At 59.9% G+C, this 18,054-nt stretch carries 20 protein-coding genes; 7 read left to right on the plus strand and 13 right to left on the minus strand.

Annotated features, from left to right (window positions below):
- Nucleotides 1–217 precede the first annotated feature (217 nt).
- Nucleotides 218–520: a hypothetical protein gene (locus ACA048_RS11185; RefSeq protein ID WP_497629152.1), complete on the plus strand. Its 303-nt coding sequence runs from the start codon at nt 218–220 to the stop codon at nt 518–520.
- Between the two features lie 125 nt (nt 521–645).
- Here the strand turns inward: ACA048_RS11185 and ACA048_RS11190 are convergent, their stop codons facing one another.
- The 8 genes from ACA048_RS11190 to ACA048_RS11225 form a co-directional block, all read right to left on the minus strand.
- Entirely contained in the window at nt 646–1,515 is an 870-nt protein-coding gene (locus tag ACA048_RS11190) for an isocitrate lyase/PEP mutase family protein (RefSeq protein ID WP_497629153.1), read from the minus strand.
- Nucleotides 1,516–1,788: 273 nt separating this feature from the next.
- A complete protein-coding gene (astA, locus tag ACA048_RS11195; RefSeq protein WP_497629154.1) occupies nt 1,789–2,823 on the minus strand; it encodes an arginine N-succinyltransferase in 1,035 nt (344 codons plus the stop codon).
- Between the two features lie 61 nt (nt 2,824–2,884).
- Nucleotides 2,885–3,901 carry an arginine N-succinyltransferase gene (locus tag ACA048_RS11200; RefSeq protein ID WP_497629155.1) on the minus strand — a complete coding sequence of 339 codons (1,017 nt, stop codon included), beginning with the start codon at nt 3,899–3,901 and terminating at the stop codon, nt 2,885–2,887.
- Between the two features lie 119 nt (nt 3,902–4,020).
- Nucleotides 4,021–5,370 carry an APC family permease gene (locus ACA048_RS11205; protein WP_497629156.1) on the minus strand — a complete coding sequence of 450 codons (1,350 nt, stop codon included), beginning with the start codon at nt 5,368–5,370 and terminating at the stop codon, nt 4,021–4,023.
- A 57-nt stretch (nt 5,371–5,427) separates the two neighbouring features.
- Nucleotides 5,428–6,180, minus strand: coding sequence for an N-formylglutamate amidohydrolase (locus ACA048_RS11210; protein WP_497629157.1), 753 nt, complete (start codon nt 6,178–6,180; stop codon nt 5,428–5,430).
- On the minus strand, nt 6,164–7,495 hold the full coding sequence (locus tag ACA048_RS11215; protein WP_497629158.1) for a glutamine synthetase family protein: 1,332 nt from the start codon (nt 7,493–7,495) through the stop codon (nt 6,164–6,166). Before ACA048_RS11215 ends, ACA048_RS11210 begins: the two co-directional genes overlap by 17 nt.
- Nucleotides 7,492–8,136, minus strand: a complete 645-nt coding sequence (locus ACA048_RS11220) for a cysteine hydrolase family protein (protein WP_497629159.1) — start codon at nt 8,134–8,136, stop codon at nt 7,492–7,494. Before ACA048_RS11220 ends, ACA048_RS11215 begins: the two co-directional genes overlap by 4 nt.
- 2 nt (nt 8,137–8,138) lie before the next feature.
- Nucleotides 8,139–8,993, minus strand: a complete 855-nt coding sequence (locus ACA048_RS11225; protein WP_489336876.1) for a MurR/RpiR family transcriptional regulator — start codon at nt 8,991–8,993, stop codon at nt 8,139–8,141.
- A gap of 341 nt (nt 8,994–9,334) precedes the next feature.
- On the opposite strand from ACA048_RS11225, the gene ACA048_RS11230 reads away from it, so the two are divergent.
- Both ACA048_RS11230 and cobF read left to right on the plus strand, forming a co-directional pair.
- The gene (locus ACA048_RS11230) at nt 9,335–9,907 is read left to right on the plus strand and encodes a histidine phosphatase family protein (RefSeq protein ID WP_497629160.1); all 573 of its coding nucleotides are present in this window, start codon (nt 9,335–9,337) and stop codon (nt 9,905–9,907) included.
- On the plus strand, nt 9,907–10,662 hold the full coding sequence (cobF, locus tag ACA048_RS11235) for a precorrin-6A synthase (deacetylating) (RefSeq protein ID WP_497629161.1): 756 nt from the start codon (nt 9,907–9,909) through the stop codon (nt 10,660–10,662). Before ACA048_RS11230 ends, cobF begins: the two co-directional genes overlap by 1 nt.
- A gap of 136 nt (nt 10,663–10,798) precedes the next feature.
- Here cobF and ftrA read toward each other — a convergent pair whose 3' ends face one another.
- Nucleotides 10,799–11,773 carry a transcriptional regulator FtrA gene (gene ftrA, locus ACA048_RS11240; RefSeq protein ID WP_497629162.1) on the minus strand — a complete coding sequence of 325 codons (975 nt, stop codon included), beginning with the start codon at nt 11,771–11,773 and terminating at the stop codon, nt 10,799–10,801.
- Between the two features lie 101 nt (nt 11,774–11,874).
- On the opposite strand from ftrA, the gene ACA048_RS11245 reads away from it, so the two are divergent.
- Nucleotides 11,875–12,309 (plus strand): rhodanese-like domain-containing protein, encoded by a 435-nt coding sequence (locus tag ACA048_RS11245; protein ID WP_497629163.1) that lies wholly within the window; start codon nt 11,875–11,877, stop codon nt 12,307–12,309.
- A gap of 115 nt (nt 12,310–12,424) precedes the next feature.
- On the opposite strand, the gene ACA048_RS11250 is transcribed toward ACA048_RS11245, so the two are convergent.
- Nucleotides 12,425–13,069: a type 1 glutamine amidotransferase gene (locus tag ACA048_RS11250; protein WP_497629164.1), complete on the minus strand. Its 645-nt coding sequence runs from the start codon at nt 13,067–13,069 to the stop codon at nt 12,425–12,427.
- Between the two features lie 245 nt (nt 13,070–13,314).
- Between ACA048_RS11250 and ACA048_RS11255 the strand changes: the two genes are divergently transcribed.
- The 3 genes from ACA048_RS11255 (at nt 13,315) to ACA048_RS11265 (ending at nt 16,297) form a co-directional block, all read left to right on the plus strand.
- Nucleotides 13,315–14,094, plus strand: a complete 780-nt coding sequence (locus tag ACA048_RS11255; RefSeq protein ID WP_497629165.1) for an ABC transporter substrate-binding protein — start codon at nt 13,315–13,317, stop codon at nt 14,092–14,094.
- Nucleotides 14,095–14,294: 200 nt separating this feature from the next.
- A complete protein-coding gene (locus ACA048_RS11260) occupies nt 14,295–15,407 on the plus strand; it encodes a succinylglutamate desuccinylase/aspartoacylase family protein (protein WP_497629166.1) in 1,113 nt (370 codons plus the stop codon).
- 173 nt (nt 15,408–15,580) lie between these two features.
- Nucleotides 15,581–16,297 carry an alpha/beta hydrolase gene (locus ACA048_RS11265; protein ID WP_497629167.1) on the plus strand — a complete coding sequence of 239 codons (717 nt, stop codon included), beginning with the start codon at nt 15,581–15,583 and terminating at the stop codon, nt 16,295–16,297.
- A 3-nt stretch (nt 16,298–16,300) separates the two neighbouring features.
- On the opposite strand, the gene ACA048_RS11270 is transcribed toward ACA048_RS11265, so the two are convergent.
- From ACA048_RS11270 to ACA048_RS11280, 3 genes are all read right to left on the minus strand, one after another.
- Nucleotides 16,301–16,873, minus strand: coding sequence for a DcrB/PsbP domain-containing protein (locus ACA048_RS11270; protein ID WP_497629168.1), 573 nt, complete (start codon nt 16,871–16,873; stop codon nt 16,301–16,303).
- Between the two features lie 79 nt (nt 16,874–16,952).
- Entirely contained in the window at nt 16,953–17,279 is a 327-nt protein-coding gene (locus ACA048_RS11275; protein ID WP_497629169.1) for a putative quinol monooxygenase, read from the minus strand.
- Nucleotides 17,280–17,322: 43 nt separating this feature from the next.
- Nucleotides 17,323–17,994 carry a glutathione S-transferase family protein gene (locus ACA048_RS11280; RefSeq protein ID WP_497629170.1) on the minus strand — a complete coding sequence of 224 codons (672 nt, stop codon included), beginning with the start codon at nt 17,992–17,994 and terminating at the stop codon, nt 17,323–17,325.
- Nucleotides 17,995–18,054 lie beyond the last annotated feature (60 nt).

The raw sequence follows: 18,054 nt of genomic DNA on the forward strand, positions 1-18,054 counted from the left end.
AACTCCGCGAACGACCTTGGCCGGTCGGATACAGGAACGTCCAGCTTCCCGACACCGTTCAGGCAATTAACGCTTGATACATCGTGTTATGGCGGCTGTGCGTGGGACACCTTCGGGTGTGCCGGAGTCCTGTAACCGGTCGGCCAACCCGCGTACGGCCGCCACCTTTTTCGTTTGGCCGCGAAAGGTGGTTGCTCTAATTACAGGAGTTACAACAATGCACGACCAAGTTATGCCTCGCTACCTCCCCATCGACACCTACGACGCCGAAAACCCGGTGCTCTTCATCAATACCCACAAAGAACTCAGCGACCTCGCAGCCTGCGCGGCGCATCGCTTCACGGTGGTTCGTGATCTGGCGGACACCTTGTCCAGCCTTGGACTCAAAGGTATTTCAGACTGTGATCTGACGCGTGTGACCGGGGCGGTGCATCTGCTGATGCGTGAAGGGTGCGCGATACTGGATGTGATTCAGGCGCGGGCGTTGCAGCGGGAGGAGGGGTTCAAGGCTGCAATCTAGCGGTGTTGCAACCGGCCTCTTCGCGGGCAAGCCACGCTCCCACAGGGGAATGCGTTTCAAATGTGGGAGCGTGGCTTGCCCGCAATGGCGTCAGCCCAGGCAATACAGCTAAACCAGCTAAACCATCACTCCTTCACACGCATAAACTCTTGCGCCCAACGAATGTAATCTTCTGGCTGCGTATAGGTATGCGTCAGTTCCGTAGCGCTCAAGTCCGAGGCCTGGGTAAAGATCTGTCGTTGCTCGCGCAAGCTGTCGTACGTCGCCTTGATCGCCGCGAAGTAAGCACCATGACCATCAATGGTCACCCGTACACCCAGCTCGGCCAGGCGTTTGTCGTCGCGCAGCGCCGGGTTGCCATAGGTGACCAGCATCAGCGGCACGCTCAGGTGTTCGGCGATTTTTTCCAGTTGGTCGAAGTCCTGCACACCCACCATGCAGATCCCGTCTGCGCCGGCCGCTTGGTATTGCTGGGTGCGGTTGATGATTTCCTGGATGGGCAGGATGCCGGCGTTGGTGCGAGCGATGATCGCCATTTCCGAATCAACCCGGGCTTCCAACGCTGCGCGGATCTTGCCCACGCCTTCCGCGACCCCGATCAAATCGGTGGATTTACGGCCGAATTGCGCCGGCAGCAAGGTGTCTTCGATGGTCAGTGCGGCGATGCCGGCGCGTTCAAGTTCGACGATGGTGCGCATCACGTTGAGTGCGTTGCCGTAGCCATGGTCGGCGTCGGCGATGACCGGCAATTGTGCGACACGACCGATGCGTGTGGCCTGTTCGGCGAACTCGCTGAGGGTGATCAACGCAAAGTCGGGAGCGCCCAGCACCTGCAACGATGCGACGGAGCCGCCCAGAATCCCCACTTCAAAACCCAGGTCAGCCGCAATGCGGGCCGACATCGGGTCGAAGACCGAAGCCGTGTGGTAACAGATGTTGGAAGCGAACAGTTCGCGAAAGTTACGGCGCAAATCTTGATGGGAAAGCCTGGACATACGAGTTCCACCACTGCAATGGGAATGGAAGGGCTTGAGCAAAAGTGTCAACGCCGAAGGAACAAAAGGCTATCACGCGGACGATGAGAAGATGATGACGAATTTTGCACTGGCAGGATCACGCCCATCCTGTGGCGAGGGAGCTTGCCCCCGTTCGGCTACGCAGTAGCCGTAAAATCAACAAATGCGAAAAGGGGGCAGTTTTGGGGCTGCTCCGCAGCCCAGCGGGAGCAAGCTCCCTAGCCACAGATATGGGGAGGTTTCAGAATCCGGTTATGCGGCCAGAGCCTGTCTCTGTCGATTCAGCAGCGGCACCGCGCGCACCGAGTTGCCGGGTTGCAGTTGCAGGCGTTTGGCGGTGAGTCGGTCGACAACCAGGCTGTTGCCGACCATTCGAGCCTGGGCGGCGGTAATGAGGCAGTTTTCCAGGCGGCGGTTATAGATCAGCCACACCGGCGCCTGTTCGTCGGGCGTGCCGATGGCCAATACCAGCGCCTGGCTGTCGCGCACGGTGCGGATGTTCGACACGGGAGCCTCAATCACCGGCCCGGCGTCGAAAATATCGATGTAACCCTTGTGGGCAAACCCCTCGGCATTGAGGATCTTCATTGCCGGCTCCGTGTTCGGGTGTGCTTTGCCAATCACGGCCTGGGCCTGTTCAGTCAGCAGACAGGTGTAGAGAGGTTGGCGCGGCATCAGTTCGGCGATGAATGATTTGCTGCCCAGCCCCGACAGGTGATCGGCGTGGCTGAACTCCATCTTGAAGAAATGCCGGCCCAGGCTGTCCCAGAACGGTGAACAGCCCTGCGCGTCGGCACTGCCACGCAGCTCGGCGATGAGTTTGTCGCCGAACAGTTGCGGGAACTCGGCAACGAACAGCAGGCGTGCCAGCGACAGTAAGCGACCATTTGTACCCAGGCGTTGATCGTGCCGCAGAAACAGCGAGCAGAGTTGCGATTGGCCGGTCATTTCGTTGTTCAGAAACAAGGTCGGAATCTGCCGCTCAATCCCCAGGTCCGGCGAAGCGCTGACGGTCAGCCCGACCCGATAGTTGTACCAAGGGTCGCGCAGGCCTACGGCGCCGGCCAATGCACTGATGCCGACCACGTGCTGATCGTCATCCTCCAGCACAAACAGGTAATCGGCATCCGCACGCTCGACCTGTTCGGTGAACGTCCGCTGGGCCCAGCGCACCCGGTGCGCCAGGCGTTCCTCATTGGCAGGCAGGGTGGTGAACCCGGGGCCGGCTTGTTGCACCAGATCCATCAAGGCGGGCAGGTCGGTGACGCTAACCGGGCGGACAATCATGATGCTGCTCCTTCTTCGCACTTGTTCGGGCGCTGTCGTTGGGCGCGGGGCCGGGTGGTGCTCACAGGGCGATCAGCCGGATCGGACTGCCATCGGTCACGTTCAGGGCTACGCACATGTCGGCGCTCAACCCCACCGGTTGCCCGGTTTGGACATCCAGCTCAGCGACGATCGCGCGATAACCCTTGAGTGCGTCGTTACTGACCAGGTAACGACCGCGCGTATCGATGGGCGAACCCGTCTGCACTGTGCCGGTCACGCTTTGGACGATGGAGAGCACGTTCGAGGTGCGCGCATACAGGGTCGGGCCACCGTCGAACAGGTCGATGTAGCTGTTGGTTTCAAACCCTTCGCGCTCAAGAATATCGAAGGCCTCCTGGCCGTCGGGGTGAATCCGACCGATACAGTCCTGCGCCGCCTGGGGCAGCATCGGCACGTAGATCGGGTACTGCGGCATCAGTTCGGCGAGGAAGGTCCGGGCTTCCAGGCCGCACAGTCGTTCGGCTTCGGCATAAGGCAGGTCGAAAAAGTGTTTACCCAGCGCATCCCAGAACGGCGAATGCCCGTCATCGCTGCTGTAGCCGACGATTTCGGTGATCACCGCTTCGGCAAATCGCTGTGAATGGGCGGCGATGAATAGCAGCCGCGCCCGTGACAGCAACTCCGAAAACGCGGTGCGCACCAGCGGGGCGTCGATGTGAAAGCCGCGCAGCAAGGTGTGACTGTTGAGGTCCTGGCATAACGACAGCGCCGGGACGCCATGTTCGATGTTCAGTTCCCGGGAGGCGCTGGTGAAGTGGCGGTTGCGCAAGCTGTAGAACGGCTCGTTGAAACCGGCGGTGGCCAGGATTTCCGAGCACCCGACCAGGCGCCGGGCCGTCAGGTCCTCAAGCACGAAGAAGTAGTTCTCCGGGCCATGCTCCTCAACGTCTTTTTCGAATGAGGCGCAGGAATCGACAATTCTGCTGCGCAGGCGCTCGGTGTCGTCCGGCAACGACGTGACGCCTACCAGGCTGTCGCGTGCCAGTTGTTGTAGCTGGGGCAGGTCGGTTAACTCGACTGGGCGTAAGACCAGCATGGCTGCACTCCTGTATCAAAGGGCTCGGTGCAGTGCACCGAACCTGACTATCACTGTCGGGTTCCACGCGTGAAATCAGCGGTCGCCTGATTTGTTGTCAGACGCCGCCCTTTTTCTTGTCAGCCGTTGCTCGGGTCGGACAGCACGGTGCTGGCGCCCGGTTTGTTGAGGAAAAACAGATACACCAGCCCCAACGCAATCCAGATCAGGCCCAGCTTCTGTGCATCAATCCCCATGTTGTACATGATTGCCGCGACGATGATAAAGCCAACCGACGGGCAGACCAGATGCCGGATCACCTGGCCGGACTTCTGCCGACGCCAGTAGTAGTTAATGACCGTCAGGTGCAGCAACATGAAACCGCTCAACGCACCGAAGTTCACCAGCGAAGTGAGGGTATCGACCGAATTGATGAACAGATAGCAGATCACCAGTGATAGCACCGCCACCAGGTAAATGCTCAGATACGGGGTGTTGTGTTTGGGGTGAATCCTGGCCAGCACTTTGGGCAGCTTGCCGTCCCGGGCCATGCCGAACAGCAGGCGCGATACCGCCGCTTGCGAGGTGATCGCCACCGCCACGCCCCAGGCCAGGGCCGTGGCCACGGCGGTCAGGGTTGCCAGCCAACTGCCGGCGGCGATGTCGGCGATTTCATAGAACGCGGTGTCGGCGGATTTGAACCCCATACCCGCGGCGAGATCCGTGGCAATCCAGGTCTGCACGACAAAAATAGCGCCCATCACCAGCAGGGTGATCAACGCAGCCTTGCCGACGCTACGGCCCGGGTCGCCTTTGATTTCTTCAGCGAGGGTGGAAATCGCATCGAACCCCAGGAACGACAGCACAGCGATCGACACCGCTTGCATCAGCAGGGCGAAATTGAAGGTCTCGGGGTTGTACAGCGGCGCCAGCGTGAGCTGACCGTTACCGCCGCCGTTGTGCAGTGCGTTCCAGGCGTAGAACAGGAAGATCCCCAGCACCACCAGTTGCGCCAGCAGAAACACGATATTCATGCGTGCGGTGAAGGTAATGCCCCGCAAGTTCACAAAGGTCGCGCTAACCAAAAACGCGAGGATGAAACCGACTTTCGGGATGTCCGGGTAAAGGTGATTCAGCGCCATCGCGGCATAAACGTAGAGCAGCGGTGGAATCAGCAGGTAGTCGAGCAGCATCAGCCAGCCGGCGATAAACCCGACATGGGGGTTGAGGCCCCGTTGTGCGTAGGAATACACCGAGCCTGCAATCGGAAAAGCCCGGGCCATGCTGCCGTAACTGAGGGCCGTGAACAGCATCGCAACCATGCCGATGACGTAGGCCAGCGGCACCATGCCCGGTGCCTCCGCATTGACATAGCCGTACACGCCAAAGGGCGCGATGGGGATCATGAAGATCATCCCGTACACCACCAGATCGGTCAGTGTCAGGCTGCGTTTCAATTCTTGCTTGTAGCCAAATTTCTCAACTTCCATGAGGCCCTTCTCCTTGGGGTATTAGCAGCGGCTGGCTGCGAGTTTGAAGCAACCGGTTTACAACAGTGGTGCCAGGTAGTCGGTCCAGCGACTGACGTTTTCAGGCGTGCGCAACAGGTCGTTGCGCACCTCGATCAGCACCGCCTCCAACCCGCGCGCGTCGCCGTGCACGGGGACGGTCATGTCGCCCAGCGGGTTGATCTTGTACGGTTCATTGGCGGCGACCTTCAACGGGTGTTGACTCAAGCCATCGATCAATCGTTGGGCATAGTCCTTGGCTTCGCCAAACAGCACACCGGCTTCCAGCGCTCGGGGTTGGCCGTGGTAAACCGGGGTGAAGCTGTGAATGCCGACCAGCCGCACCGGCCGGCCTTGTGCGAGACGTTCGTCGATCAAGGTTTGCAGTTGCGAATGAAACGGCTTGAACAGGCATTGCCGGCGGTACTCGCGAGTGGCCTCGTCCAGCTCCCGGTTTCCCGGAATCGGATAAATCTCACTCTGGGGCGCAATACTGTCCGGCGCTTGCAGCGGGCGGTTAAGGTCAATCAGCAACCGCGAGTAATTGGCCGCCAGCAACGTCGCACCCAGCGCATTGGACAAACCCTGTGCCAGCGCCAGGGCGCCGATATCCCAGGCGATGTGCTCGCGGGCCGCTTCGTGGCCAAGGCCAAGGTCATTGAGTGCGGCCGGGATAAACCGGCTGGCGTGCTCGCACACCAGAATCAGCGGGTGCTCGCTGGCTTCGCGGCTCAAGGTGAAGGCCGGCTCGGTGAACAGCCCGAGTTCAGGAAATTCAGTACAGGCGTGCATAGTGCTCACAGAGTTCGGCGGGCGACAGCTGTTCCGTCAGCGTCAACTCCTCGGATTTAAGGGCGAAGTAGGTGTCCAGTAATGCACTCGGCAAGGCTTCGATCAGCGCCTCGCTCTGGCGCAGGCAGTCCAGCGCCTGGGCAAGGGACGCGGGCAGGGCGATGATGCCGCGGGCCTGGCGTTGCTCTTCGTTGAGGGCGTCGGGGACTTCATCGGTGATCGCATTCAAGGCCAGGCGCTGCTCGATGCCCAGTCGCCCGGCGATCAGCAGCGCCGCCATCGCCAGGTGTGGCGAGGCCGTGGCGTCCAGGGCGCGAAACTCCACGTTGTATTGTGCCGCCACCGATTTGCCGCCCAGGTTCACAGTCGGGCAAATGCGCAGCGCCGCTTCACGGTTGCGTTGGCCAAGGCAGGCGTAGGACGCACTCCAGTGATGAGGCTGCAATCGTTCGTAGGACACCGGCGTCGGCGCCGTCAACGCACACAGTGCAGGCAAGTAATGCAGGATGCCGGCGGCCCAGTGCTGGCCGAGGGTCGACAGGCCATTGGTGGTGCCTGCGTCGTACATCACCGGTTGAGCGGCCAGGTCCAGCAGGCTGACATGCAGGTGCACGCCATTGCACACCGCGTGCTCGGATGTCTTGGGCGCGAAGCTCACGTCCAGGTTCATCTGCCGGGCGATTTCTCGGGTGATTTCGCGCACGTTCACCGCACGATCCGCTGCAGCCACACCGAGGGCCGGGCGACAGGTGATTTCGTATTGGTGTTTGCCATATTCGGGCAGAAACATCTCAGGTTCGACGCCACCGGCACGCAGGGCACTGAGCAACCAGCCACCGAATTCGGCGCCCTGGCGTTGAGCCTCAAGGGAGAACGCGAGGTGTTCTGTCGCGCCGCTGTTCAGGTTGAATTCATGCTCAAACGCCGCGTTGACCAGCAAGCCCAGTTCGGCGCGATAACGCTCGACTTCATTGCGCAACAGGGTGCGCGGGCAAGCGCCCCACGGGCGGCCATCGGTTTCGCGGATGTCGGCGTGAATGAAATCCAGCACCGGGGCGGTGTCATCCGGGCCATTGTTTACCGTCACCCGGCTGCTGACGTCAGGGATCAGCCGCAAATCGCCATAAGCGCCCCACGGGTTGGTGGAGGCGATGATGTCTTGGGGCGTCAATGCGCTGTTGGCCGGGACCCAGCCGCAGCCCGCTGCCAGGTAGTGTTCGAGTTCGTCCGTGGGAAACGAGCGACCGCGTGTTACACCGATCAGGTCAGTGGTAACGAGGGTGGTCATGGGCAGCGGTGAAAGGCGTGCGCTCATGCCGGCATCTCCTGCAACCGGTCAAGGACGGTCCGGGTGTCAGTGATCCAGCAGTAGCCTTTGATCGCATTCAGGCAGGCGTGATGGCGGTCCGGCGTGTAAGTCGCGCAGGCATCCTCTACCAGCGTCACCAGATAACCGCGGTCGGCGGCGTCACGCACCGCCATGTCTACGCATTGGTCGGTGACGATGCCGGCGATGACCAGATGTCGAGTGTCAAGGTTGCGCAGCACGTAGTCGATGTTGGTGGAGTTGAACGTCCCGGAGGAGGTCTTGGGCAAGACGATTTCGTTCTCTGTGGGTGTCAGGTCTTTGATGATTTGCGCTGGCGGGCTGCCCTTGGGCACGTGCATGTCCGAGAGTTTGTGGTCCAGCGAGCGGTCGCGGCCATCGGCGGTGAGGCTTTCGATGATCGTGTGCAGCACGTTTTGCCCGGCGCTGCGAAAGGCACTCAGCAACCGGCGTTGATTGGGCACCACCTGCATGTGGGCGCGAGTCAAAAAGTACTCGGCGTCCGGCCCGTTGAGGTGCGGGTCGAATTGCGGTTCGAGCCAGGCGCGCTGCATGTCCACCAGCAACAACGCGGTGTGGTTGGCGGTAAACGGCAGGTCCCGGGGTGAGCGATGGGGGAGCGTAAACATCCTTATTTATCCTCCAGCAGGTGGGTGTCAAATTCGCCGCGCAGGGTGTCGATGCCTTCCAGGCGATCGGCCAGGTCAGGGCTGCGCAAAGTCAGGCAGGCGATCAACGCCTCCACCTGGGCGAGCGCGGGCACCATAGTGTCGAAGGCCGACACCGATTCCACCGGCGCACTGATGATCAGGTCCGCCATCTCCCGCAGCGGTGAAGCATAGATGTCAGTGAACAACACCACCCGGGCGTATCGGCTCTTGACGGCGCTGGTCAGCCGCAAGGTACGCGACTGGTAGCGGCGATAGTCGAACACCAGCACCACGTCCTGACGCTGCACGTCGAACACTCGGTCCGGCAGTTGTGCGTTGTCTTCCAGGGCAAAACAGCCGGGTCGCAACAGGCGCAGGTGGTTGAGCAAATAGTGGGCGAGGAAACTGCTGAAGCGCCCGCCAAAGCAATGCACCTGATGGCGGGTGTCGAGCAACCACTCGACGAGGATCCGGATGTCTTCGGGCTGGGTCAGCGCGTGGGTATCCACCAGCGCCCGATGGCTGCCCTCCAGATAGTGACTCCAGGCATCGCCTTTTTGCAGATGGGAGCGCGGTTGCAACTGGGCGCTGGGGGACCGCAAGCGATGGTCCATGTCGCTGAGCAGGGCCTCCTGGAAATCGGCATAACCGCTGAAACCGAGTTTCTTCACCAGCCGCACAATGGTGGGATCGCTGACACCGGCGTGTTCGGCCAAACGTGACATCGGACCGAGTCCGTTACGGGGGTACTGGTCCAGCAAGGCACGTATGACTTTGCGTTCCGCCGGCGTCAATTCCAGGCCAGCGTCGGTAATCAGGTCTCTAAGGGTGGGCATCCGGGCTCCTGCTGGACGGGTGTGTCGGTTTCATTTCATAAATTGCTAAAACAGTATTTGTGTAGCGGACTCTACAAGTCTAGTGAATTTTTTCGTGATTTTTTCGAGCCCAAAAACCGGGCGAAATCCCTGTGCTACGGGGGCTACACGGAAGTCGACAGCGCTTGTAGGACATCACCTATAACCGTGTCGGATATTGCCGAATTTCATCGGCTCACTGGGCCGGTAACCCGTGCTTGCCGATTAAAACGAAACGCCCTGAACCGGGCTTCTTGCGGCACAATTGGGCAACTATTTGCGGCGTGTTGCCGTTTTTTGTTTCATCGACAGGGTGATCATCCGTGCAAGCAACCCGTTTGACTCTGATCTGTCATGCGCGAACCGTCGCACAAAAATTGGCGCGTTTTCCTACAAATGAACCGTTGGAAATGGATTGGCAATCGGCGCAGGGTTCGCGTCGTCACGTGTTTCAGCGGACACCGCGTTTACTCTGCGGACCGGAGTTGCGTACCCGGCAAACGGCCGCTTTGTTTGGCGATGAGGTTGAAGTCGTCGCGGCATTGAGGGATTGCGACTTCGGACAGTGGCATGGCGTATCCATTGATGACTTGCAAACATCGCAAGCCGAGGCGCTCCAGGCCTGGCTCGATGACCGGAGCTCGGCGCCGCATGGCGGTGAATCGGTGGCGCAACTGGGGCTGCGCGTGGCGCAGTGGCTGAAAACCCTTGAGGCGACACCGGGGCACATTGTTGCGATCACCCATCCGTTTGTCATACGCGCCGCACTCACCCACGTGTTGCAGGGCGCGGCGTTCAACCAGATCGACGTTGAACCGTTGTCGGCCATCGAATTGCGGTTCACCGGGCGCTGGCGCCTGCGATTGCTCGGCACTGATGCCCAAGGAGGGCAGTGATGAGAACGCTGCTGGTCATCGGCATCGGCGCCGGCAACCCGGACTACATCACAATGCAGGCCGTGAAGGCGCTGAACTGCGTCGACGTGTTTTTCCTGATGGACAAGGGCCAGAGCAAAGACTCACTGATCGACCTGCGGCGCGAGATCTGCGAGCGCTACATCACTAATCGCGACTACCGCTTCGTCGAAGCCCACAGCCCGGAGCGTGAACGCGGTGAGGTGGACTACACGACCAGTGTCGAAGACCTCAACCTTGCCAAGCAGTTGACCTTCGAGCGACTGATCAACGAGGAAATGACTGACGACCAGTGCGCCGGTTTCCTGGTGTGGGGCGATCCGTCGCTGTACGACAGCACGATCCGGATTTTGCAGGCGATCCTGGCCTCGGGCCACTGCGTGTTTGAGTTTGAGGTGATCCCCGGCATTACCAGCGTCCAGGCGTTGGCGGCCCAGCATAAAGTGCCGCTCAATCGCATTGGTCGCTCAATTGAAATCACCACCGGGCGACGGCTGGCGGCGGGGCAGGTGAGTGATACAGACAGTGTGGTGGTGATGCTGGATGCGCAGGATGCCTACCATCAAGTGGCGGATCCGGAGACCGAGATTTACTGGGGGGCTTATTTGGGTACGCCGGATGAAATCCTGATCAGCGGCAAGCTCAAGGATGTGGCGGATGAGATTGAGCGGGTGCGCAAGGCGGCTCGATTGGCGAATGGGTGGATTATGGATACCTATTTGCTGCGTAAGCCCTGAGGCCGGCGGTGTCTGGGCTGACGCCATCGCCAGCAGGCTGGCTGGCTCCCACAGGGATTGTGTTGCACCGCACATTCAATGTCCCACAGGAGACCCAATGTGCGAGCCTGCTCGCGACGAGGCCCCCAAACACACCTCAAATGGCAGCCTTGACCCCAAGCCCAAACCGCTCCCGATACACCGACGGCGGCACGCCCACCACCCCGCGAAACGCCACTCGAAAACTCTCCACGGATCGATACCCGCATTGCTCGGCAATCTGATCCGTATTCTGCCCAGTGCTCTCCAGCAACTCCCGGGCCCGCGCCAGTCGCTCATGCTGCAACCACGCTTTGGGCGGCATCCCGGTGGCTTCTGTAAACCGGCGCAGAAACGTCCGTTCACTCATTGCCGCCTCACTCGCCAGTTCCCGAACCTCCAGCGGTTCATGCAAGCGCTGCCGCGCCCATTGCATGACGCGTGACACATCGCTGCGTGGCGTCGGGCTGACCGGTGTCGGAATAAACTGCGCCTGGCCGCCGGTGCGTTGCGGTGACATCACCAGCCGTCGCGCTACCGAGTTTGCCACGTGCGTGCCGAAATCCCTTGCCACCAGATGCAGGCACGCATCGATGCCCGCCGCGCTGCCGGCTGAGGTAATCAGTTGGCCGGAATCGACATACAACACGTCCGGGTCCACCAGAATATTCGGAAAACGTTCAGCCAGTTCGGTGGTGTAGCGCCAATGGGTGGTGGCGCCGTGTCCGTCCAGCAAACCGGTCGCCGCCAACACAAAAACGCCGGAGCAGATCGACAGCAATCGGGCCCCGCGCGCATGGGCCTTTCGCAGGGCGTCGAGCAAGTACTCGGGCACTGGCGCGTGGCGGTCGCGCCAGCCAGGAATGATGAGGGTCCGGGCGTCTTCGAGCAGTTCCATGCCGCCATCGGCCAGCACCTGAATCCCGCCCATGGCGCGCATCGGCCCCCGATCCACGGCGACAATCCGGTGTTCGTACCACGGGAAGTCGAACTCGGGCCGCGCCAGGCCGAAAATCTCCACGGCGATGCCGAACTCGAAAGTACAGAGGCCGTCGTAGGCCAGAATCGCGACCAATCCAGGGGTAGGCTGCATTTGGCGTAAAGTTCCCGGTGAGTGTCTTGTGCGCCACTGTAGCGGCAAGTGTCGGGCGGATAAAGTCTTCTCACACCCACCCGCACTTTGGAGTACAGCCCATGACCAGCCTGGTTCGCGAAATTCCCGCCGCCCCTTCGGCCATCGCCCTGATGCATTTCAGCAACCGTCTGACCTTCGAAACCGACTGTTCCGACGTCCACGGCAGTCAACAGGCCGGCGAGGTGGATTTTGTATTGGTGGATGTGCGTGGTCCATTGGCGTTCGAACGGGGTCATGTGCCGGGCGCAATCAACATTCCGGGGCGACTGCTGACCGCGGAAGGTCTGGCGGCTTACCCGAAAAGCAGCTTACTCGTGGTGTATTGCGCGGGCCCGCATTGCAATGGCGCCAACAAGGCCGCGGTGAAACTCGCGGCGCTGGGTTACCCGGTCAAGGAAATGATCGGCGGGGTGACCGGGTGGCTGGATGAAGGGTTTGAATTGAGTGTGGCGGTGCAGCGTCCGGCCAATTCCGTCCTTGGTTGCGAATGCTGACTCACAGACAAAGGTGATCAACTGTGGCGAGGGAACTTGTCGGAACGCCGCACCGTCCCGACAAGCTCCCTCGCCACAAAAGCCCTCTCACCACAAAGCCCTCGAATCCAGACGTTCAACGAGAGGCTGAGCTTGCCGCCCACCACCCATCCAGCGTCGCCTGCAACCAGTCATTAACGGCAGCATAAGCGGCGCTGTCCTGTTCACCTCGAGGTAACGGTGATTCCTCGGCAAAGTGTTCATTCAGCATCGCCACTGACTCGGCATTCCACTCCGGATGGAACTGCAACCCCACCCGCGTCGACCCTACGCGATACATCTGCTGCTCACATTGAGCGCTGCTGGCCACTAACTGTGCTTGAGGCGGCAGCTCGATCGCGTCTTCGTGCCACTCCAGCACCTTCAACAATTGCCCATCGTCGAACGTCACCGTGGTCCAGCCGGTTTCGGTTCGATCCATCCGCCGCACCTTGCCGCCCAGACTCAACGCCAGTAACTGTGCCCCCAGGCAAATCGCAAACACCGCCGCGCCCTGTTCCAGACTGCCCGCCAGCCACTGCCGTTCCGCCTCCAGCCACTGTGGCCCGGCGTTGGATTCATAAGGTCCACCCAACACAATCACCGGCGCCGCACTCACGGGTGGCAATTGACCGAGGTCAGCGCGAAAGACGTTCAACGTCAGGCCTCGGGACGTGGCCCAGTCAGCAATCGCACCAGGCCCTTCGGCGGGGTGGTGCTGGATCAGATTGAGTGTTGGCATCAGGATTCTCTGTCGTTTTTGCTTGTAGGTTTTGTCTGAAAAAAGGGCTTGTCCTACAGTCTTTGCACCGCCGTGGCGCACGTTTCAAGGGACTCTATTACACCAGCCACTTTTCTATAAGTAATTGTCGCTTCAACACAATTTGCCCGCCGGCAGCCACTCTAGACTGCCGACCACTTCGGTTTTCACCGGCCGAAAGCCAATCGTAAGCTGCCAATAAAAGCCTCCGCACACAGGAGTTATAAATGAAAAAGCTAGTGATGTTCGGTGCCTTGGCACTGTCGATGTTGTCCCTGACCGCTGTGGCCGATGACGCCAAGCCGATCCGCATCGGCATCGAAGCCGGTTACCCACCATTTTCGATGAAAACCCCTGACGGCAAACTCACCGGTTTCGACGTAGACATCGGCGATGCGCTGTGCGAGCAGATGAAAGTGAAGTGTACGTGGGTCGAGCAAGAGTTCGACGGCCTGATCCCGGCACTGAAAGTGAAGAAAATCGACGCGATCCTGTCGTCCATGACCATCACCGACGACCGTAAAAAGAACGTCGACTTCACCATCAAGTACTACCACACCCCGGCGCGCTTCGTGATGAAAGAAGGCACCGACGTCAAGGACCCGCTGACCGATCTCAAAGGCAAGAAAGTCGGTGTGCTGCGCGCCAGTACCCACGACCGCTTCGCCACTGAAGTGTTGGTGCCGGCCGGGATCCAGCTGGTTCGCTACGGCTCCCAGCAGGAAGCCAACCTGGACATGGTCTCTGGCCGCGTTGACGCGCTGCTGGCGGACTCTGTCAACCTGGACGACGGTTTCCTGAAAACCGACGCCGGTAAAGGTTTTGCCTTTGTGGGCCCTGAGTACAACGATCCGAAGTACTTCGGTGGCGGCGCCGGCATTGCTGTGCGCAAGGGCGATACCGCGCTGGCTGACCAGTTCAACGCCGCTATCACTGAAATCCGCGCCAACGGCAAGTACAAGCAAGTGCAAGACAAGTACTTCAAGTTTGACGTTTACGGCGAGTAATCACGCCGTTCAAAAAAGTGGCAACCGTTGACGCGGTTGCCATTTTTTTTGTGCATTCTCTCTAGCAAAAGAGAACCTTGTAGGCGTGAGCTTGCTCGCGAAAGCGGTGGGTCAGTTAAAAAATTTCCGACTGATCCACCGCTTTCGCGAGCAAGCTCACTCCTTGTATGTTTTTACCGCTCAGGCATCAGGAGTTCACCATGCAACGCATCGACCATTCACTGCCCTGGAGCCACTTGGGCACCGAACGTACCCTCAGCGTGTTTCGTTATGGCGCGGGCACGCGTAAGGTCTACGTCCAGGCCAGCCTGCATGCGGACGAACTGCCGGGCATGCGCACGGCATGGGAACTCAAAAAGCGTCTGACCGAACTCGAAACCCAGGGCCAATTGCAGGGCGTGATCGAGCTGGTGCCGGTGGCCAATCCGATCGGCCTCGATCAGCACCTGCAAGGCAACCACATGGGCCGCTTTGAGCTGGGCAGCGGCAAGAACTTCAACCGTTCGTTTGTCGAGCTCAACGCACCGGTGGCCGCGTTGATCGGCGACCGATTGGGCGACGATGCGCAGGCCAACATCGCATTGATTCGCCAGACCATGGGCCAGGTGCTCGATGGCTTGCCGGCACCGGCCTCGCAGCTGGAAGCCATGCATCGCTTGCTGTTGCGCCATGCGTGCGATGCCGACATCACCCTCGATCTGCACTGTGATTTCGATGCGGCGATTCATATCTATGCGTTGCCGCAGCACTGGCCGCAGTGGCAATCGCTGGCGGCACGGTTGAAGGCCGGCGTGGCGTTATTGTGTGAAGATTCCGGCGGCAGCTCGTTCGACGAGTCGTGCTCTTCGCCGTGGTTGCGTCTGGCGCGGGCATTTCCTGAAGCCGCCATTCCCCCGGCCAACCTGGCGACGACCCTGGAACTGGGCAGCATGGGAGACACGCGGGTTGATCAGGCTCAGGCCAATTGCGAGGCCATCCTCGGTTTCCTGGCCGAGCAGGGTTTTATCAAAGGCACCTGGCCGGTGGCACCGAGCGAATGCTGTGAAGGCATGCCATTCGAAGGCACCGAGTACCTGTTTGCGCCGCATCATGGCGTGGTCAGTTTCCTGCGCGATGCCGGTGAATGGGTGGAGCGGGGTGATGCGCTGTTTGAAGTGGTTGATCCGTTGAATGACCGGGTGACCACGGTTCGCGCCGGGACCAGCGGCGTGTTGTTTGCGATTGATCGCGGGCGGTATACACAGCCGGGGACGTGGCAGGCGAAGGTGGCGGGGCGTGAGCCGATTCGGGTTGGGAAACTCATCAACGATTAATCCGAAATCTCTGGTGCCTCATAGGGCCATCGCGGGCAAGCCCTGCTCCTACAGGGAATGCATTCTCCTGTAGGAGCCGGGCTGCCCGCGAAGGGGCCATCAGCAACACCTGATGTATCAAGCCTCACAGTGCTAGGCTCCACCCGAATCCTGTTTCCTGTGAAGGAAGGCTAATGTTGAAATTGCTCGCTCTACTGACACTGCTGGCATCCGTCACTGTCCACGCTCAATCCCTGCTGCAAACCGATCTGCCACTCAAATACCTGGAGCAAACCAACGCTGATACGCAAAACCAGCCGCTGGTGATTTTCCTCCACGGTTACGGCAGTAACGAGCAGGACCTGTTCGGCATCAAGGATGATCTGCCCGCGCCCTACACCTATCTGTCAGTGCGCGCGCCGATGACCATGGAGCAGGGCAGTTATCAGTGGTTTCGCAAAAAGGGCGAGGGGGCCTATAACGGCGAGACCGACGATTTGAAGACCAGTAGTCTGATGCTGTTGGATTTCATCGCACAAGCGGCGAAGAAATATCACACCGAACCGGAAAAAGTGATCCTGGTAGGGTTCAGCCAGGGCGCGATCATGTCCTACGAAGTGGCGCTGCGCCACCCCGAGGCGGTCGGCGGGATTGCGGCGTTGAGCGGGCGGGTTCTGCCGGTGCTCAAGTCCGCGCTCAAGCCGGATGAAAAACGCCAGACCCTGGCAATTTTCATCGGCCATGGCAAAGAGGACAACCGCCTGCCGTACAAGGACGGTACAGACGCCAACATTCTGTTGCAGAGCCTGTCACTCACGCCCGAGTTTCATGGCTACGAAGGACTTGGTCACTCCATCAGCGCGGCCGAGATTGAGGATTTGAACGCCTGGCTGCAGCGCCTCAACCCCTGATGCTTACTTGCTGGTGACGATTTGTTTAATCAACGTTTCGTGCGCAGCCATGTCGCCAGGACGGGAGATGACCTGAACCACGGCCATGCGGTTGCCGGACGCCGCCATCAGCGTAGTGTTGAGGGTCATGCCGCCACCTTGTGTGGCTGTACTGTCAACCTGACGCAGCCCCAACCCTGTCGCTTTTTGCGTCAGGCTTTTTTCGCTGAGTTTATTAAAATCCGGCAGGGCCTCGCGTTGTGCGGCTTCAAAATCGGCGGCCGTCCCATCGAGAAACGCGCCGTCGTTGTCTTTGACGGTGACGTCTTTCGGGAGGTTGTTTTCAGCGGTGATCACCACGGTCTTGGTGCTGTCGTTGGTGTACATGGTGCCGATCGCGCCGTCCGGGCCGGGCGGCAGTGTGTTGGCCGAAAAGCCATTGGGCAGGGTGAATGTGAACTTGCCGTCCAGCATCGAGACTTTCTGCGTGGAAGAAGTATTGCTAACAGTGGCCGTGGCGGCCTGTGCATTCAACGCGCCCAGACTGGCAACCGCTGTCAGCAACAGGACAACGGCTTTTTTACTCAACAGTGACATGCAAAAAACTCCAGGGATGATCGCGCTTTGAGGGCGATCATCCCATGGAGTTTGTGAAGCATTCCAGCGCGGCAGTGCTTTACACCTCGCGGCGCGACGGATAGCTGTTGATCACGTCAAGAAACTCGATCCGCCGATCCTCGGCCAGCAACTCCGGCAACAGCGCTTCGTACACCTGGCGATAGGGCTTGCTCAGGTGACGGGCGATGAAGTCTTCCTTGCTGCAATTCCAGGTTTCGTACAGCACCAGAGTATTCGGGTCGTCCTGCAACTGATGGACCCAGGTGTTGACGAAATCCGGTTCGGCGGACATCTGGTGCACCACCTCCAGCAGCCGTTCCCTGGTTTCGGCGAAACGTTCGGGTTTGGCCGGCAGGTAAACGATAAACGCAACTTGATCACTCATTTCATCACCTTCGAATGCTGGGGTTGGAACCGGATCTGGAACGTCAGGCCTGGTTTTGCGGGAACAGGTTGCGACGGGTTTCTTCGTCGAACTCGGCCTTGAGCACCAGTTTCTCTTTCAAACCCTGGGCACGCTGGGCGGCAGGGCGGGCGCTGATTTCGTCGAACAGGCGCTTGACGTTCGGGTACGCCGCCAGGCCGTTCTCGCCGAGGATGTACGGCGCGTAGTTGGCCCAACCCCAGAGTGCCATGTCGGCGATGCTGTAGGTGTCGCCGGCCAGGTATTGCTGATCGGCCAGGCGCTGGTCGAGTACGCGGTAGTGACGTTCGACTTCCTTGAGGTAGCGGTTTTTTGCGTAGGGCAGGTCTTCCGGTGCGTGGTGCAGGAAATGCACCGCTTGACCCGAGAACGGCGACAGGCCGGTGGCGATGAACATCAACCACGACAGCAATTCGGCGTTGCCGGCAGCGGTGGTCGGCAGGAAACGCTGATGTTTTTGCGCCAGGTGCAGCAGGATGGCCTGGGAATCGAACACCGTGGCGTCGCCATCGACCAGGGCCGGAACCTTGGCGTTCGGGTTGATCGCCAAAAAGGCTGGCAGATGTTGCTCGCCTTTGAAGGTGTCGACGCCGATCAATTCGTAGGGCGTTTGCAGCTCTTCAAGCAGCAAGGCAACTTTCATCGGGTTTGGCGAAGGGTGGAAAAAGAATTTCATGGTGTAGGCCTCAGTCGGGTTGGTTTTGAACTGAGGCTGATGTTGAGGGAAACCTGTTCG

This window comes from Pseudomonas sp. LBUM1659, from assembly GCF_059716045.1.

Bases quoted from the DNA above. Each gene is read 5' to 3' on its own strand.
- ACA048_RS11185 (WP_497629152.1), top strand. From the start codon at position 218: ATGCACGACCAAGTTATGCCTCGCTACCTCCCCATCGACACCTACGAC.
- ACA048_RS11190 (WP_497629153.1), bottom strand. From the start codon at position 1,515: ATGTCCAGGCTTTCCCATCAAGATTTGCGCCGTAACTTTCGCGAACTG.
- astA (WP_497629154.1), bottom strand. From the start codon at position 2,823: ATGATTGTCCGCCCGGTTAGCGTCACCGACCTGCCCGCCTTGATGGAT.
- ACA048_RS11200 (WP_497629155.1), bottom strand. From the start codon at position 3,901: ATGCTGGTCTTACGCCCAGTCGAGTTAACCGACCTGCCCCAGCTACAA.
- ACA048_RS11205 (WP_497629156.1), bottom strand. From the start codon at position 5,370: ATGGAAGTTGAGAAATTTGGCTACAAGCAAGAATTGAAACGCAGCCTG.
- ACA048_RS11210 (WP_497629157.1), bottom strand. From the start codon at position 6,180: ATGCACGCCTGTACTGAATTTCCTGAACTCGGGCTGTTCACCGAGCCG.
- ACA048_RS11215 (WP_497629158.1), bottom strand. From the start codon at position 7,495: ATGAGCGCACGCCTTTCACCGCTGCCCATGACCACCCTCGTTACCACT.
- ACA048_RS11220 (WP_497629159.1), bottom strand. From the start codon at position 8,136: ATGTTTACGCTCCCCCATCGCTCACCCCGGGACCTGCCGTTTACCGCC.
- ACA048_RS11225 (WP_489336876.1), bottom strand. From the start codon at position 8,993: ATGCCCACCCTTAGAGACCTGATTACCGACGCTGGCCTGGAATTGACG.
- cobF (WP_497629161.1), top strand. From the start codon at position 9,907: ATGAGAACGCTGCTGGTCATCGGCATCGGCGCCGGCAACCCGGACTAC.
- ftrA (WP_497629162.1), bottom strand. From the start codon at position 11,773: ATGCAGCCTACCCCTGGATTGGTCGCGATTCTGGCCTACGACGGCCTC.
- ACA048_RS11245 (WP_497629163.1), top strand. From the start codon at position 11,875: ATGACCAGCCTGGTTCGCGAAATTCCCGCCGCCCCTTCGGCCATCGCC.
- ACA048_RS11250 (WP_497629164.1), bottom strand. From the start codon at position 13,069: ATGCCAACACTCAATCTGATCCAGCACCACCCCGCCGAAGGGCCTGGT.
- ACA048_RS11255 (WP_497629165.1), top strand. From the start codon at position 13,315: ATGAAAAAGCTAGTGATGTTCGGTGCCTTGGCACTGTCGATGTTGTCC.
- ACA048_RS11260 (WP_497629166.1), top strand. From the start codon at position 14,295: ATGCAACGCATCGACCATTCACTGCCCTGGAGCCACTTGGGCACCGAA.
- ACA048_RS11265 (WP_497629167.1), top strand. From the start codon at position 15,581: ATGTTGAAATTGCTCGCTCTACTGACACTGCTGGCATCCGTCACTGTC.
- ACA048_RS11270 (WP_497629168.1), bottom strand. From the start codon at position 16,873: ATGTCACTGTTGAGTAAAAAAGCCGTTGTCCTGTTGCTGACAGCGGTT.
- ACA048_RS11275 (WP_497629169.1), bottom strand. From the start codon at position 17,279: ATGAGTGATCAAGTTGCGTTTATCGTTTACCTGCCGGCCAAACCCGAA.
- ACA048_RS11280 (WP_497629170.1), bottom strand. From the start codon at position 17,994: ATGAAATTCTTTTTCCACCCTTCGCCAAACCCGATGAAAGTTGCCTTG.